This window comes from Candidatus Omnitrophota bacterium, assembly GCA_030688425.1.
Classification (GTDB): Bacteria; Omnitrophota; Gorgyraeia; order Zapsychrales; family JANLHA01; genus JAUYIB01.
Genome location: JAUYIB010000016.1, coordinates 42,938 through 58,742 on the forward strand (window position 1 = coordinate 42,938; position 15,805 = coordinate 58,742).

Here is a 15,805-nt window from a genome sequence, read left to right on the forward strand (position 1 = left end):
AAGGTTAAAACATATTGGCTCTCATAGGGATTATGGGCAGCCATGAGATAGGGAGGAATGACCCATGAAACTCGTTATTGCCATTATCCAGCCGCACCGGCTGGAGCAGGTGAAAGAAGCCCTGTATGAAGCGAATGTCAACCTCATCACCGTCACGGAGGTGTTGGGGCACGGCCGCCAGAAGGGCATCGATGAATATTACCGCGGCGCCAAGGAAACCGGAAATCTCCTTCGTAAGATCCAGTTGGAGATCGCGGTCAACGAAAATTTCGTCGAGCCGACCATCAAGGCCATTATCAAGGGGGCCAGGACGGGCAAGATCGGCGACGGCAAGATTCTTGTTGTGGATTTGCCGCGTTGTATTAGAATTAGGACCGGAGATGAAGGTTCTGAAGCGATTGGTTGATGTCGCACGAGCCGTGCCGCCCCGAAGGGGAAGCGTTGTCCGCTTCCCCCTTGGGGTAGCCGGATTCGTTGCCATCGGGTAGTGTCAAATCCTTCGGCTGACAGGGGTTTGAATCTTAACAAAAATATGGAAAGGACAGGTTGGGAGTTATGAACGAAATGACTAAAATTCGTAAAATCAGGCCTCTCGCGCAGGGGGAAGGAGAAAAAAAGTCCATGAGCAGTATGACCAGCAGCAGTGACAACGAATCCCTCGTGGATCTGTACGGCAAGAACGTTTTCAATTTGAAGGTCATGCGCAATTACCTTTCGGAAAAGGCCTATCAGTCTCTGAGCGCGACCATCAAGCTGGGGGGGAAACTGGACCCGAACATCGCCGATGAGGTTGCCGAAGCCATGAAGACCTGGGCAGTCGAACGCGGCGCCACCCATTTCACGCATTGGTTTCAGCCGATGACCGGAACCACGGCGGAGAAACACGACGCTTTTATTTCTCCGGATGAAGAGGGCAACGTGGTCCTGAAATTTTCCGGCAAGGAATTGATCCAGGGCGAGCCGGACGCTTCGAGTTTTCCGTCTGGCGGTCTTCGCGCGACGTTCGAGGCCCGCGGGTATACCGGTTGGGATCCCACCAGCCCGGCCTTCCTTAAAGAGGGCCCTGAAGGCGCGACCCTTTGCATTCCGACCTTCTATATCGGATATCACGGGGAAGCGTTGGACAAGAAGACCCCGCTTTTACGCTCCATGACCGCTCTGTCAAAACAGGTTTGCCGCTTGGCGAACTTGTTTGGCATTGATATCAAGGGCAAGCGCGCATTTTGCACGCTCGGCCCGGAGCAGGAATATTTCCTGATCTCGAAAGAGCATTATAAGTCCCGTTTGGATCTGGTGCAGACGGGCCGCACGCTGTTCGGGAGTAAACCGGCCAAGCACCAGCAGCAGGAAGACCATTATTTCGGCGCTGTCAAGCCGGTGGTCATGGCCTTCATGGAAGACCTTGACCGCACGATGTGGTCTTTGGGCATGCCGGCGAAAACCCGCCACAATGAGGTGGCCCCGGCCCAGTACGAAATGGCGCCGATTTTCGAAGACCTGAACATCGCCGTTGACCATAACATGATCATGATGGAAGTCATGCGCCAGGTCGCCGATAAACACGGCCTGGTCTGCCTGCTCCATGAAAAGCCGTTTGCCGGCATCAACGGTTCCGGGAAGCACAACAACTGGTCCATCGTCGGGCCGGATGGGAAGAACTGGCTGTATCCGGGCAAAACCCCGCATGAGAACGCCAAATTCCTGACCATCCTGTGCGCCGTGATCAAGGCGGTCGATTCCTACGCCGATCTGCTGCGCGTGTCCGTCGCGTCCGCGGGTAACGACCATCGCCTGGGCGCCAATGAGGCCCCGCCGGCGATCGTTTCGATTTTCCTCGGCGATCAGCTGACCGACATCATTGAGCAGATTGAAAAAGGCGGAGCGAAAAGCTCCAAGCAGGGCGACGCCATCAGCGTCGGCGTGAACTCTTTGCCGTCGCTGGCCAGAGACACGACGGACCGCAACCGCACCTCGCCGTTCGCTTTCACCGGCGCGAAATTCGAGTTCCGTGCGGTCGGGTCCAACATGAACCCTTCCGCGGCGAACATGGTCCTGAACACCATCGTCGCCGAGGCCATCAGTGACATCTGCGACCAGTTGGAGTCCGCTGGGAAAGCCGGCAAGGATTTCAATGCCAGTCTGCAGAAGGTCCTGCAGGGCATCATCAAGGAGCACAAGCGCGTCCTCTTTAACGGCGACAATTACACGGCCGAATGGCACGCCGAAGCCAAGAAGCGCGGGCTGCCGAACTTCAGGACGACGCCCGAGGCCTTGGAAACGATCAAGCTCAAGAAAAACATCGCTGTGTTCACCAAGCACGGCGTGTTGACGGAAAAAGAGTTGGCGTCCCGTTATGAGATCAACAAGCACGCCTATGAGACCGTCATCGCGCTCGAGGGCAATTGCGCTTTGATCATGGCGCGGACCCAGTTGATCCCGGCCGCCATCCAGTATCAGAAAGACTTGGCCGAGACCATCAAGTCGATCGGCGCGGCGGGCAAAACCGTCGCCCAAAAGAAGCTGCTCAAAAGCGTTTCCGGCCTTGTCGAGGGATCGTTGGCCGCCTGCGATGCGCTGGAATCAGCCATTGTCAAGCACGATGCCGCCAAGACCAACGCGTGCATGAGCCGGCTTCGTGAATCGATCGACGAGCTGGAGGGTTTGGTTCCGGCCAAGCTCTGGCCCGTTCCGTCGTATGCGGAAATGCTGCTGATGAACGCCATGTAATAAAAATTGCGTTCTTCATTCACCTGATCAAAGAGACAGCCCCGCTAAAACGGGGCTGTCTCTTATTATCGCCCCATGATCCTGATCATCAAACATATCGGCATTGAAGGCCCCGCCCTTTTGGGTGATTACCTGCAGGAGAGGGGGATTCGCTCGCAGGTCATTGACCTGGGGGCTGGGGATGCCCTTCCCTTGGATTCGAAGGCTGTTGACGCGGTTGTTGTGCTCGGCGGGCCGATGAACGTGGATGAAGAGGACCGGTACCCGTTTTTGAAACCGGAAAACATCTTTATTCAAAATATATTGAAAAAGCGGATTCCCTTTCTGGGAATTTGCCTGGGGTCGCAGCTCCTGGCCAAGGCCGCGGGCGCGAAAGTGGTCAAATCGCCGGCGAAGGAAGTTGGCTGGTTTGATATTCAATTGACCGATGCGGGAAAAAGAGATCCTTTTTTCAATGCCCTTGCCCCGGAATTGCGGGTTTACCAATGGCATGAGGACATGTTTATGATCCCGGCCGGCGGAGAATTGCTGGCCACGGCGCCGGGGTGCCCTCATCAGGCCTTCCGCGTCGGAGAGAACGCTTACGGGCTTCAGTTCCATTGCGAGATCACGGACCGGAGCATCACGGAATGGTGCGATGAGTACTTGAAAAACCACCCCCGTGACCTTAGAATCAAGAAAGCCGGGATGCTGGAGGAATACCGTTTGAAGAAAGCCGAATATTTTAAGGCCGCCCGACAGATGTTCGGGAATTTTGTGAAAATCATTGAGTCCAAGAGAAACCTTGCGGCCGGTTCCGGGGCGCAGGGTGTTCCCGGCGGGCTTAGGTAAAAATTTTTTATCCGGAGTTGCACAAAAAACAGGCAGGGGGACAGAATGATCCGCGTGGCTTTGGCCCAGATCAACACGACCGTCGGGAACATCTCCGGGAATTGCGGGAAAATCCTGGATGCCCTGTCGCGCGCCAAGGCGCAGGCGGCGGACATCGTCGTCTTTCCCGAGCTCGCCGTGACCGGATACCCGCCGGAGGACCTTTTGCACAAGGATCGCTTTGTCCGCGACCAGATTCGGGCCTTGAGATCCCTGGCCGGCAAGGTCCGCGGGATCAGCGCTGTGATCGGCTTTGTGGACACCGGCAAGGACAAACGGCTTTACAACGCGGCGGCGGTGATCAGCGGCGGCCGGATCGCCGGTGTTGTGCATAAAAAGGAGCTTCCCAATTATGGCGTTTTTGATGAAAAGCGGTATTTTTCCGAAGGCGTGGTCAGCCCGTTGTTTTTGCTCAACGGCTCCCTGATTGGGATCAATATTTGTGAAGACATTTGGGTGAAGAACAGTGTTTCCCGCGACCAGGCCAGGGCCGGTGCGCGGCTGATCATCAATATTTCTTCATCGCCGTTCGATTGGGAGAAGCTGGAGCTGCGCAAGAAGATCCTTGTGGAAAGGGCCAGGTCAACGGGAGGGTATCTTTGTTACGCCAATCTTGTGGGGGGCCAGGACGAGCTGGTCTTCGACGGGGGAAGCATGGTCCTGGATCCGAGGGGGCGGATCATGGCGGCCGGCCGCCAGTTCGAGGAAGATCTGGTTGTCGCGGACCTGGATGTCCCCCGGGCGGCGAGGCCGGGGAAGAAAGCCGTGGTTTTATCGGCCGATCCCGGCGTGAAGAAGGCCCCGCTTTCACCGCGAAAAGCTCCGGGACCCCTGAGCCGGGTGGAACGGATCCACAAGGCGCTGGTCCTGGGCACGCGCGATTATGTGCTGAAAAATGGTTTTCAAAAAGTGGTCATCGGTTTGAGCGGCGGCGTGGATTCGTCTTTGGTCGCGGCGATCGCCCGGCAGGCCTTGGGTGCCGAAAACGTGATCGGCGTCTCCATGCCCTCGAGGTTTTCCTCGGAAGGCACGCGCAGCGACGCGCGCCAAACCGCCGAAAATCTGGGGATCCGTTTCCTGGAAATCCCCATTGAAGATATTTTAAAGAGTTTCCTCAAGACCCTGGAAGGAGAGTTCTCGGGCCTGCCCTTCGGCCTCGCGGAGGAGAACCTTCAGGCCAGGATCCGGGGCACGATCCTGATGACGTTTTCCAACAAGTTCGGCTGGCTGGTGTTGACGACGGGGAACAAGAGCGAAATCGGGGTAGGGTATTGTACGCTTTACGGCGACATGTCGGGCGGGTTCGCGGTCATCAAGGACGTCCCTAAGACGACCGTCTATGAACTGGCCCGTTTTGTCAATGACCGGTCCGGCGCCTGGATCCCGGAGAGCGTCATCGACCGCGCCCCAACGGCGGAGTTGAGGGAAAACCAGAAGGACCAGGATTCTCTTCCCCCGTATGACGTGCTGGATGAGATCCTCAAGGGGTATGTGGAAGACCATCAATCGGTCGAGCGCCTGAGCCGGGGCCGGGCCGGCCGCGATCTGGTGAGCCGTGTCATCCGGTTGATCGACCGCAGCGAATACAAGCGGCGCCAGGCGCCTCCGGGGGTCAAGATCACTCCGCGCGCGTTCGGCAAGGACTGGCGCTTGCCGATCACCAATGGCTATGACGGAGCGAAATAAAGGACCGGAGTTTTTGAAGCAGGACTTAAAACATAGCCCCCGCAGTCAATTAGAAGACAGAGAAGTTGTTTTTTCAATTGCTTTTGACAGTGGAAAAAGATAAAATTAACAATTTGGATATCGTCGATACGGCGTTCCAAACGCGTGGCCGAGGCGAAGTCTACCGTTGCGTCATGGACCAGATGGAACAGCTGTTGATCGAGAAAGCCCTGGAGCGTTCCTCCGGAAACCAGCTGACCGCCGCAAGTATCCTGGGCCTCAACCGCAACACCCTTAGACAAAAAATCAGGAAATTCCGGATTGACGTTGGCCGTTTCCGGTCCGTTGCTAATCCGTCCTAATCCAGCGAGAGTGAAAAAGCGATGAGCGAGCATTATCCTCCCAAACAAGGCTTGTATGATCCCTGTTTTGAGCATGACAGCTGCGGGGTGGGCTTTGTCGTCAATATCAAGGGGAAGAAATCCCACGAGATCATCCGGTCTGGGATCCAGATCCTGGAAAATTTGACCCACCGCGGCGCCTGCGGGTGCGATCCGGAAACCGGTGACGGCGCGGGGCTCCTCATCCAGATGCCGGACGCCTTTCTTCGCAAGGAATGCGCCAAGATCAACATGGAATTGCCGCCGTTAGGCGAGTATGGCGCCGGGATCGTGTTCCTGCCGCCGAGCCCCGGGGACCGCAATGTCATCGAGGAGTGGACCGAGCACATCATTCATGAAGAAGGCCAGAAATTGCTCGGCTGGAGGGAAATCCCGCATGACCCGACTAAGATCGGCAAGGTCGCCCGTTCGGTGATGCCGGCCTTCAAACAGCTTTTCATCGGCCGCGGGAAGGATACGCCGCCCGAGCTTCTTGATATCAAGCTTTACACCATCCGCAAGCGGTTGTACAACAAGGTCCAGCAGTCGACCCTGAGCCAGCGCAATTTTTACTATTTTTGCAGTCTGTCCACCAAGACCATGGTTTATAAAGGGCAGTTGATGGCCGAACAGGTCGACCGGTTCTTCCCGGACCTGGCCGACCCGGCCATGGTCTCGGCCCTGGCCATGATCCATTCGCGGTACAGCACCAACACCTTCCCAACTTGGGCCCTGGCGCACCCTTACCGCATGATGGCCCATAACGGCGAGATCAACACGCTGCGCGGCAACATCAACTGGATGCATCCCCGCGAGATGCAGTTCGTTTCCGAGGCCTTTGGCGACGATATCAAAAAAGTCCTGCCCATCGTGGTCCCGCACGGCAGCGATTCGGCGACCTTTGACAACGTGCTGGAGATGCTGGTGCTGAGCGGACGGTCCCTGCCGCACGCCATGATGATGATGATCCCCGAGGCGTGGCGCGGGCATGAGAGCATGCCGGAAGCCAAGAAGGCGTTTTATGAATATCATTCCTGTCTGATGGAGCCGTGGGACGGTCCCGCGTCCATCGCGTTCACCGACGGGCGCTATATCGGCGCGGTCCTGGACCGCAACGGCCTGCGCCCTTCCCGCTACTGGGTGACCAAGGACGACCAGGTCATCATGGCGTCGGAAACGGGCGTGCTGCCGGTTTCCCCGGAGAACGTGGTCCTCAAGGAGCGCCTCCAGCCGGGTAAGATGTTCCTCGTGGACACCCAGGAAGGCCGCATCATCGATGACGCGGAGTTGAAGAACACGTACGCGACCCGCCAGCCCTATGGCCAATGGCTGAAAGATCAGATCGTTGACATCAACGACCTCCCGGAGCCGAAGAAGGTGCACGGCCTCAACGAAAAAAAAATTCTGGGGCGCCAGCGGGCGTTCGGTTACACCCTTGAGGATCTTAAGATCATTTTGTATCCGATGGCTGTGAGCGGCGAGGAGGCCACCGGGTCCATGGGCGCCGACACGCCGATCGCGGTGTTGAGCACGCGCCCACAGCCTTTGTACAATTATTTTAAACAGCTGTTCGCCCAGGTCACCAACCCGCCGATCGACGCCATCCGCGAGGAGGTCATCATGGATGAAGGCGTCATGCTCGGTTCGGAAGGCAATCTCCTGGATGAAACGCCCCAGCATTGCCATCGCCTGCGCCTGCCGCGCCCGATCCTGAAGAATAAAGAACTGGAAAAGGTCCGGCAGGTCAACAAGGGCGGACTGAAGGCCGCGACCTTGTCCGCGGTTTTTCCGTTGAGCAACGGCCCGTCCGGGCTGGAGCGTGCCCTGGAGGAACTGTTTCTCAAGGCCGATGAGGCCATTGAGGAGGGGTACACGATCCTCATCATCTCCGACCGTGACGTTAATAAGGACAACGTGGCGATCCCTGCCCTGTTGGCGTGCGCGGGAATGCATCATCATTTGATCCGCCAGGGGACGCGGGCCAAGGTGAGCCTGGTCATCGAGACCGGCGAGGCGCGCGAGATGCATCATTTCGCGGTGCTTATCGGTTACGGCGCCAACGCCATCAATCCGTATTTGGTTTTTGAGACGATCGAAGATCAGCTGAAAAAAGGCTACTACCCTCCGGCGCTGACCGCCGAGGACGCGTTCAAGAATTTTGTCAAAGCCACGCGCAAGGGGCTTTTCAAGGTCATCTCCAAAATGGGGATCTCGACGATCCAGTCTTACTGCGGCGCGCAGATCTTTGAGGCCGTGGGGCTGGGGCAGGCGCTGATCGAAAAATATTTCACGGCCACGCCGTCGCGCATCGGCGGGATCGGCATCGTGACCGTTGCCGAGGAATCGATCCGCCGGCACAAGGCCGCGTTTCCCGACACCAATGTTTACGACGGACTGCTGGATGAAGGCGGCGATTACCATTGGCGGCGCGACGGCGAGCACCACCAGCTCAACCCCCAGACGATCGCGACCCTTCAGCACGCGGTCAAAAGCCGGGACTATGAGCTTTTCAAGAAATACGCGAAGCTGGTCAACGACCAGCAGACGAATCTGGCCACCATCCGGGGGCTGATCGGTTTCAAGAAGGCCAATCCGATTCCCCTGGCCGAGGTCGAGCCGGCGTCGGAAATCGTGAAACGTTTTGCCACCGGCGCGATGAGCTACGGCTCCATTTCCAAGGAAGCGCATGAAACCCTGGCGGTCGCCATGAACCGCCTGGGCGGATTTTCCAACACAGGCGAAGGCGGCGAGGACCCGGAACGTTTTAAAACTCTCCCCAACGGAGATTCCAAGCGGAGCCGCATCAAGCAGGTGGCCCAGGGCCGGTTCGGTGTCACCATCGAATACCTTGTCAACGCCGACCAGCTTCAGATCAAGATGGCGCAGGGCGCGAAGCCCGGCGAGGGCGGCCAGCTTCCCGGGCACAAGGTGAGCAAGGAGATCGCAAAGACCCGGTACACGACCCCGGGCGTGCAGCTCATTTCCCCTCCGCCGCACCATGACATCTATTCCATCGAGGATCTGGCCCAGCTGATCCATGATTTGAAAAATGCCAACCCGCGCGCGGACGTCAGCGTCAAGCTTGTTGCCGAGGTCGGGGTGGGGACGGTGGCGGCCGGCGTGTCCAAGGGCAAAGCCGACCACGTTCTCATCAGCGGGTACGAGGGCGGCACCGGGGCCTCTCCCCAGACGTCTATCAAGCATGCCGGCCTTCCCATGGAGCTTGGCATCGCCGAGACCCAGCAGGTCCTGGTCATGAACGACCTGCGCGGCCGCATCCGCGTGCAGACCGACGGCCAGCTCAAGACGGGACGCGACGTGGCCATCGCCGCGATGCTCGGGGCGGACGAGTTTGGTTTTGCCACGATCGCCCTGGTGACGATGGGCTGTATCCTTTTGCGTAAATGCCATCTGAACACCTGCTCCGTCGGAATCGCCACCCAGGACCCGGAATTGCGGAAAAAGTTCACAGGTTCGCCCGATGACGTGGCCGCCTTTTTTACGTTTGTGGCCGAGGAGGTCCGCGAGATCATGGCCCAGCTCGGCTTTCGCCGTTTCCAGGAGATGGTCGGCCGGGTGGATGTGCTGGACACCCAGGATCTCATCGGTCACTGGAAGGCCAAGGGCATTGACCTGACGAATATCCTTCATAAGCCGGACGTGCCCCGTCACGTGGCCATTTCCCACGTGAGCCGCCAGGACCACGGCCTGGAAAAGGCGCTCGATAACAAATTGATCGAGGTCTGCCTTGAAGCCATCCAGCACAAAAAACCGGTGCGTTACAGCTGCCCGATCCATAACACCAACCGGACCGTCGGGACGATGCTGAGCTCTGAGATCGCGCGGCGCCACGGGCTGTCTGGATTGCCGGAGGAAACGATCCAGATCAACTTTGAAGGCTCGGCCGGGCAGAGCTTTGGCGCATTTTTGTCGCGCGGGGTGACTTTGACCCTGGAAGGCGACGCCAACGATTACGTCGGGAAAGGGCTCTCGGGCGGCCGGCTTGTCATTTATCCGCCGAAAAAGGCCACGTTTGTTCCCGAGAAAAATATCATTGTCGGCAACGTGGTGCTTTATGGCGCGATTTCCGGGGAAGTCTTCTTCCGCGGGCTTGCCGGCGAGCGTTTCGCGGTGCGCAACAGCGGCGCCCACGCGGTCGTCGAAGGGATCGGCGACCACGGGTGCGAGTATATGACCGGAGGGCGGGTCGTGGTCATCGGCCCGACAGGTCGCAACTTTGCGGCCGGGATGAGCGGCGGGATCGCCTATGTTTGGGACAAGGACGGCAATTTTAGAAATCGTTGCAACCTGGGCATGGTCGAGATTTTTCCGGTGCAGGATCCTGCCGACATTCGGGAGATCCGGTCGCTGGTGGAAAAGCACGTCCAGTATACGAGCAGCACGGTGGCCAAGGACGTCCTGGAACGCTGGGACAGCGTCGTGGGGCAGTTCGTGAAGGTCTATCCGGTTGATTACCGCCGGGTGGTGGAAGAGGCGGCCAAGGCCGCGCAGCCTTCCGCCCCGACGGCGGGCGTGAACAGATAAATTTTTCTTTGTTGAGAAAGGATCCTGCTGCATGGGCGACGCCAAGGGTTTCATGAAATACGACCGGGAAGATTTTCATAAACAGCCCGCCCCGGACCGCATCAGGCATTGGAAAGAATTCTACCTGGAGATGCCGGAGGAGGACCTGCGCAAGCAGGGCGCCCGCTGCATGGACTGCGGGGTCCCGTTCTGTCAGTCCGGCTGTCCGATCGGAAATATTATTCCCGACTGGAATGACTTGGTTTATAATAACCGCTGGCAGGAAGCCATTGAGCGGCTGCACAAGACGAACAATTTTCCGGAATTCACCGGCCGGGTCTGCCCGGCGCCATGCGAAAATTCCTGCGTTCTGGGGATCAATGCGCCGCCGGTGACCATCAAGAATATCGAAGTTTCGATCATTGAAAAGGCTTATGAGGAAGGTTTTATCAAGCCGCTTTCTCCGAAGCATCGGACGGGCTTGAAAGTCGCTGTTGTCGGGTCAGGCCCGGCGGGCTTGGCCTGCGCGGACCAGCTTAACAAGGCCGGCCATACGGTCACCGTTTATGAGAAGAATGAAGAGGTGGGCGGGCTTCTCATGTTCGGCATCCCGGATTTCAAGCTGGGGAAATGGGTCGTCAAGCGGCGGGTCAAACGCATGGAACAGGAGGGCGTGAAAATCAAGGCCGGGGTTCATGTGGGGGTTGATGTTTCGGCCCGGGAATTGGCCGGTAAGCATGACGCGGTTGTGCTTTGCGGGGGAGCGGAACAGCCGCGGGATATTCCGATTCCAGGCCGAGAGCTGAAAGGCATTCATTTCGCCATGGAATTTTTGGCCCAGCAGAACCGGGTCAACATGGGCCAGCACATCAAGGCGGAAGACCGGATCCTGGCCGAAGGGAAGAGCGTGGTCGTTCTCGGCGGCGGAGACACCGGTTCCGACTGCATCGGGACGTCCAACCGCCAGGGCGCCAAACAGGTTTATAATTTTGAACTGCTGGCCCGTCCTCCCAAGTCCCGCGACGCTGACAATCCGTGGCCGCAGTGGGCCTTCATTGAAAGGTCTTCCACTTCCCATGATGAGGGATGCGAGCGCGATTACGGGGTCATGACAAAGCGCTTCAGCGGAGAAAACGGCCGTGTCAAGAAACTCCATGCCGTGCGGCTGGAGTTCGGCCCGAAAGACCCCAAGACTGGGCGCCGGGACATGAAAGAGATTCCCGGCTCCGAGTTTGAGGTGGACGCGGATCTCGTTCTTTTGGCCCTGGGGTTCCTGGGGCCTGTGAAAAACGGGATGCTCCAGGAATTGGGCGTTGCCTTGGACGAGCGGGGGAACGTCAAGACGGACAATAACCGCATGACCAGTGTTCCCGGGATTTTTGCCGCCGGCGATATGCGCCGCGGCCAGTCCCTGGTGGTCTGGGCGATCAATGAAGGCCGCGCCGCCGCGGAAGGAGTCCACGGGTATTTGATGAGCGCGAAGGAGAGCGGTGCGATAAAATAGATTCTTTACCTTTCGAGGAGGCTTCCATGAACAAATTGGTGATGGTGTTGATCGTGATGTTTGTTTTCAGCGGGTGCGGGGGATCTCAGCAATCCCAGCAGGACAAAAAAAATGAGGCCGGCATGGCCGAATTTCAACAGCTTGTGACCACGGGCCAGGCCACGGGCAGCAACGCGGGTCAGATCAGCGCCGGGTTGCAATCCCTGCGCGAAGCGGACGTGTCCTCGGCGATCAAGAATTTCGACGAGGCGATTAAAAAAAATCCGCGCGATCCGGCAGGATACCTGATCCTGGGGCAGACATACCTGCGTTTGGGGGATTTTAACCGCGCCAGTGACACCTTCGAGGCCGGGACGCGGGTCGCCCCGTCAAGCGGCGAGCTTTTCTATCTTTTGGCCTTCAGCCAGGGATTGGCCGGCGATCGTGAAGCGGCCCAGGCGAACGCGCAGAGAAGCGTGGAGATTTTTCAGGAGGATAAAGACCAGGAAAAGTTTTTGCGGTCTGTTGCCCTTTTGCAGGGCCTGATGCAGGTGGAGGGTGCCCCTTCCTCCTCTGATGCAGCCAAGACCCAATAACGGTTCAGGAGAAGCGTCATGACGGCCTCTATTCGATCATGTCGGTTTACGGCGTTGCCGTTTTTGGCGGCGGCGATGGCCATGGCGGTGTTCTTTCCGACTGGACAGAAACCGTTGTTGGCCGGTGATGCCAATATGGTCAATGGGCCTGTCTCCAATACCGAAGTCCCTGCCAAGCCGGAAGACCCCCGCGTTAGGGAGCTGCAGGAAAAGCAGAAGGAATTGAAAAATGGGTATGAACTCCAGCGGGACGCCATGGAAGAGGATTTTAAAAAGGTTTTGGAAGAGACTCCTTCCAGTCCGGCCAGGCAGGATTTGATCAGGGAGTTTAAGGCCAAGCAGGATCATTTGAAGAGTCAATTTCAGTCCAACCTGCGGGAATTCCAAAAAGAAGAACGTAAATTGCGGTTTGGGCGGGAGGACCTGCACCGGGATATCTTCATCGAATCACCGGTCAATGGGCCTGCAAAGGCTGATGGTCAGGAGGGCTGGCGCAGGGACTTTGAAGAACGCAAGCGCCGCCAGGATGTCCTTCTCCAGCAGGACCGGATGAAAGAAGAGAACGCCACGCGGGAAAAGTTCTGGAAAACGGAAGGAGAGCCCGAGGGGGAGGTTGAAGGGCAACCGGTTCCTGATCCAGATGACGTTCAGCCCGAGAACCCGCAGCCGGACGCCGCGCAACCGCCTATGCCGCCGGAATCCAATCCCGCGCCCAAAGTCATGCAATTTTGATGGTATGATTTTTTTCGCCGCCGCTGCGGCACTCTTGTCTTATCTGTCTTTCCCCAATGTGTTGTTCCCCCGGGGATTGCCGTTCCTTGCCTGGGTTTCGATCGTTCCGCTTTTTGTCCTTCTGGAAAATCCGTCGTTGTCCCGCCGCCTAATGGCCGGATGCGTATTCGGTTTGGTCTTTTACGCACTGGTGACCCAGTGGTTGATTCCTTACAGCTTTTCGGGTTATCTTTTGCTGACGATCATTCTCGCGCTCCAGCCGGTCCTGTTCTCATTTCTTTACCGCCGTTTTCCAACGCCGATTCTTTTGTTTTATGTCCCCGCCCTGTGGGTCGCGGCGGAATTCCTGCGCGCGCTTTTGATGTCCGGTTTTTCCTGGAACACCGGGTTGTCCCAGGCCTTTGTCCCCCCGGTCATCCAGGTAGCCGGCGCGCTGGGGTCATTTGCTGTGTCATTCGTTGTGGTCCTGGTCAATGCGGCCGTTTATCTTTGCTGGAAAGATGCCCGGCACCGGACCTTTGTCCTGACCGCCGGGGCAGGCGCCATTGTGCTGGTCTTGGGATATGGATACCATGCCCTGGGAGATCGTCCGTCCGCTGTTTCCCCGGGGTCGTTGTCTGTCTGCGCGGTCCAGCCCAACATCGATTCCCTGGAAAAGACCGATCCGGAAAAAGTCGCGGGACATGTCCGGCAGCAGGCCGTGCTGTCACGGGAGTGCCTGGAAAAGGGCCGTCCGGATCTGGTGATCTGGCCGGAAACCGCCGTTTCATCGGACTTTTTGCAGGATGAGACGTTGAAAAGCGCGGTGCAGGAAACGGTCCGGGCTGCGGGTGTGCCGTTTCTCATCGGCGCGGCTTTGTTCGAAGGCGCATTGAACCGCAACAGCGCGGTTCTGCTGGACCGGAGCGGTGATGTTTCCGGGATCTATCACAAAAGGTATCTGGTCCCTTTCAGCGAATATTTGCCGGGCGGGAGATTGCAGAGGATTTTTGAAATCCTGGGCCTTCGCAGCCAGAGTTTTCTGGCAGGGGACAAGCCCGGACTTTTTGATCTGCCGGGGCACGGCCGGTTCGCCGTGACCATCTGTTCCGAAGACACCATTGCCTCTGTGTTCCGCGATGAGTCGGCGGAGGACATCGGATGGGCGGTTGTCCTTCTCAATGACGGGTGGTTCCGCCAGGACGCGGGGCTGATGATGCATCTGCAGAACAGCGTCATGCGGGCTGTTGAGAATCGGATCCCGGTGGTGCGCGTCGCCAACACCGGCGTGACCTGCCTCATTGATCCCAGGGGGAGGATCGTGTCTTCGCTCTCGCCGAACCGAGGAGATACCGGCGTTTTTACCGTGGCTCCCGGCCGGGGCCGTTCTCTTTACGGCAAAATCGGCGATGTTTTTGCGGTGTTTTGCCTGGGTTTTGTTATAATTATTTTTGTCCTGTTGAGAGGCCGCATCGAGGATGGAAGATCGAAGAGGGAAGATGGGAAATCGTAAGCACATGGGACGGGTTTTACTGGTTTTTTCCATCTTCCATTTTCTATTTTCAATCTTCGTGTCTTCCTCCCACGCCAGCGGGGCCGCCGCCCGCCGGAATGTCCGCGTTCAGGCGCCCCAGATCCGGACACGCCCGGCTCCCCGCGCCCCTGTCCGCCCTGCTGAAGAGCCGCAAGAAGAGGAAGCCAAGCCCGCCCCTGCTCCGAAAAAGGCCGAGACCGTTTATCCGTCCGGCCGGGTTCTGATGAGTTCCCCGGGGGGGCAGGCCCGCTCGCCGGTGTCGGTCCCGTCCCGTTCGTCCCAGCCCGCACCCCGTCCGGCGCCGGCAGCTTCCGGCGGGTCGGACCTGGCCATGCTTTTTCAGGAATTTGACAAGTCGAGTGAAATGTGGCCGATGATCACCGACATGCGCATCAAGATGCTGGTGGTGGCGCGGTATGTCGATCTGTACCGTCAGTTCAACGTCGAGATCCGGAAGCCCGCCATTTATTACGTCAATCTCATCAACGCCATGTCCCGGAACAATCCCGAGATGCTGCGCCAGCCGTTCGACCAGCTCTTGAGGGTCGTGGCCATCGTTGAATACGATTATGACAGCGGGGAGAACAAGGACGCCTTGGCCAGGACGATCCTGACGGACGAAACTGCGTTCCGGGCGAATAAGCGACGGGTGGGGATGAAGTGATGAGCGAAAATCGAGAATTGGAAATGGAAGATGGAAAAGGGCATGATGGTGTGGACTTGAGGGTTGTCGCTTTTTTTTCGATTTTCCATCTTCTGTTTTCCATCTTCGTGTCTTTCACTCACGCCGGCGGGGCCGCGGCGCAGATGAAACAACAGAGGGGCCGCCAGCAGAGCATTCAGCAACAGCAGCAGATGATCCTTCAGAAACAGAAAATGGAAAAGGAGCTCCGGCAGAGAGCCCATGAGGAAGAGCGGAAAAAAGCGAGGGCAGATGCCAGGGCGGTGGACAGCGAGGTGGTTGAGGAAGCGGATCTGAAGGACATCCTGGCGTCCTTCGAAATGTCCAGCCGGGCCTGGCCGTTGGTGATCGACCGGGAAGCCAAGGCCGTGGTGGTCTCCTATTATATTGAACGGTTCCGCCGTCAGGGCGTGACGATCAACAAGTCGTCTTTTTTCTACGCGGACATGGTAGATTCCATGGTGCAGGCCACGCCGGACATGCTGACCCAGCCGCTGGAGAACATCATCCGGGTCCTGGCGGTTCTGGAATATGACTTTAACAACGGCCAGGACAAGGACGGGATGGCGTTCAAGGTCCTGGGGAACCGCGAGGCGGTCAAAGCCAACCGTCAGCGGCTGGGGTTATAACGCA

12 protein-coding genes are annotated in these 15,805 nt (G+C 57.9%); 11 read left to right on the forward strand and 1 reads right to left on the reverse strand.

The genetic code is table 11. The features are described 5' to 3' along the window. The first annotated feature begins 64 nt into the window (after window positions 1–64). The 4 genes from Q8Q08_05995 to Q8Q08_06010 all read left to right on the forward strand — a co-directional run bounded on the left by Q8Q08_05995 (window position 65) and on the right by Q8Q08_06010 (window position 5,283). Window positions 65–406 carry a P-II family nitrogen regulator gene (locus Q8Q08_05995; GenBank protein ID MDP2653570.1) on the forward strand — a complete coding sequence of 114 codons (342 nt, stop codon included), beginning with the start codon at window positions 65–67 and terminating at the stop codon, window positions 404–406. 215 nt (window positions 407–621) lie between these two features. Then, window positions 622–2,727, forward strand: a complete 2,106-nt coding sequence (locus Q8Q08_06000) for a glutamine synthetase III (GenBank protein MDP2653571.1) — start codon at window positions 622–624, stop codon at window positions 2,725–2,727. Window positions 2,728–2,802: 75 nt separating this feature from the next. Next, window positions 2,803–3,558 (forward strand): type 1 glutamine amidotransferase, encoded by a 756-nt coding sequence (locus tag Q8Q08_06005; protein ID MDP2653572.1) that lies wholly within the window; start codon window positions 2,803–2,805, stop codon window positions 3,556–3,558. A gap of 45 nt (window positions 3,559–3,603) precedes the next feature. Further along, window positions 3,604–5,283 carry an NAD+ synthase gene (locus Q8Q08_06010; protein MDP2653573.1) on the forward strand — a complete coding sequence of 560 codons (1,680 nt, stop codon included), beginning with the start codon at window positions 3,604–3,606 and terminating at the stop codon, window positions 5,281–5,283. Here Q8Q08_06010 and Q8Q08_06015 read toward each other — a convergent pair. Then, entirely contained in the window at window positions 5,265–5,657 is a 393-nt protein-coding gene (locus Q8Q08_06015) for a hypothetical protein (protein MDP2653574.1), read from the reverse strand. The genes Q8Q08_06010 and Q8Q08_06015 overlap by 19 nt on opposite strands. Between Q8Q08_06015 and gltB the strand changes: the two genes are divergently transcribed. Genes gltB through Q8Q08_06050 form a run of 7 tightly spaced genes read left to right on the forward strand, consistent with a single transcriptional unit; the run spans window position 5,646 to window position 15,801 of the window. Continuing rightward, a complete protein-coding gene (gene gltB, locus Q8Q08_06020; GenBank protein ID MDP2653575.1) occupies window positions 5,646–10,187 on the forward strand; it encodes a glutamate synthase large subunit in 4,542 nt (1,513 codons plus the stop codon). The two genes, Q8Q08_06015 and gltB, sit on opposite strands and share 12 nt — an antisense overlap. Before the next feature lie 31 nt (window positions 10,188–10,218). Then, window positions 10,219–11,670, forward strand: coding sequence for a glutamate synthase subunit beta (locus tag Q8Q08_06025; GenBank protein ID MDP2653576.1), 1,452 nt, complete (start codon window positions 10,219–10,221; stop codon window positions 11,668–11,670). A gap of 26 nt (window positions 11,671–11,696) precedes the next feature. Then, window positions 11,697–12,245, forward strand: coding sequence for a tetratricopeptide repeat protein (locus Q8Q08_06030; protein ID MDP2653577.1), 549 nt, complete (start codon window positions 11,697–11,699; stop codon window positions 12,243–12,245). A gap of 18 nt (window positions 12,246–12,263) precedes the next feature. Next, window positions 12,264–12,977: a hypothetical protein gene (locus Q8Q08_06035; protein MDP2653578.1), complete on the forward strand. Its 714-nt coding sequence runs from the start codon at window positions 12,264–12,266 to the stop codon at window positions 12,975–12,977. A gap of 4 nt (window positions 12,978–12,981) precedes the next feature. Then, a complete protein-coding gene (gene lnt, locus Q8Q08_06040) occupies window positions 12,982–14,469 on the forward strand; it encodes an apolipoprotein N-acyltransferase (GenBank protein MDP2653579.1) in 1,488 nt (495 codons plus the stop codon). Next, window positions 14,456–15,154 carry a hypothetical protein gene (locus Q8Q08_06045; protein MDP2653580.1) on the forward strand — a complete coding sequence of 233 codons (699 nt, stop codon included), beginning with the start codon at window positions 14,456–14,458 and terminating at the stop codon, window positions 15,152–15,154. Before lnt ends, Q8Q08_06045 begins: the two co-directional genes overlap by 14 nt. Beyond that, complete coding sequence (locus tag Q8Q08_06050; GenBank protein MDP2653581.1) at window positions 15,154–15,801, forward strand: hypothetical protein; 648 nt, start codon at window positions 15,154–15,156, stop codon at window positions 15,799–15,801. The genes Q8Q08_06045 and Q8Q08_06050 overlap by 1 nt, the downstream gene beginning before the upstream one ends. Window positions 15,802–15,805 lie beyond the last annotated feature (4 nt).

Excerpts from the sequence above, each read along its gene's own strand:
- Q8Q08_06030 (MDP2653577.1), top strand. The coding sequence starts at position 11,697 with ATGAACAAATTGGTGATGGTGTTGATCGTGATGTTTGTTTTCAGCGGG.
- gltB (MDP2653575.1), top strand. The coding sequence starts at position 5,646 with ATGAGCGAGCATTATCCTCCCAAACAAGGCTTGTATGATCCCTGTTTT.
- lnt (MDP2653579.1), top strand. The coding sequence starts at position 12,982 with ATGATTTTTTTCGCCGCCGCTGCGGCACTCTTGTCTTATCTGTCTTTC.
- Q8Q08_06005 (MDP2653572.1), top strand. The coding sequence starts at position 2,803 with ATGATCCTGATCATCAAACATATCGGCATTGAAGGCCCCGCCCTTTTG.
- Q8Q08_06050 (MDP2653581.1), top strand. The coding sequence starts at position 15,154 with ATGAGCGAAAATCGAGAATTGGAAATGGAAGATGGAAAAGGGCATGAT.
- Q8Q08_06025 (MDP2653576.1), top strand. The coding sequence starts at position 10,219 with ATGGGCGACGCCAAGGGTTTCATGAAATACGACCGGGAAGATTTTCAT.
- Q8Q08_05995 (MDP2653570.1), top strand. The coding sequence starts at position 65 with ATGAAACTCGTTATTGCCATTATCCAGCCGCACCGGCTGGAGCAGGTG.
- Q8Q08_06010 (MDP2653573.1), top strand. The coding sequence starts at position 3,604 with ATGATCCGCGTGGCTTTGGCCCAGATCAACACGACCGTCGGGAACATC.
- Q8Q08_06000 (MDP2653571.1), top strand. The coding sequence starts at position 622 with ATGAGCAGTATGACCAGCAGCAGTGACAACGAATCCCTCGTGGATCTG.
- Q8Q08_06045 (MDP2653580.1), top strand. The coding sequence starts at position 14,456 with ATGGGAAATCGTAAGCACATGGGACGGGTTTTACTGGTTTTTTCCATC.
- Q8Q08_06015 (MDP2653574.1), bottom strand. The coding sequence starts at position 5,657 with ATGCTCGCTCATCGCTTTTTCACTCTCGCTGGATTAGGACGGATTAGC.
- Q8Q08_06035 (MDP2653578.1), top strand. The coding sequence starts at position 12,264 with ATGACGGCCTCTATTCGATCATGTCGGTTTACGGCGTTGCCGTTTTTG.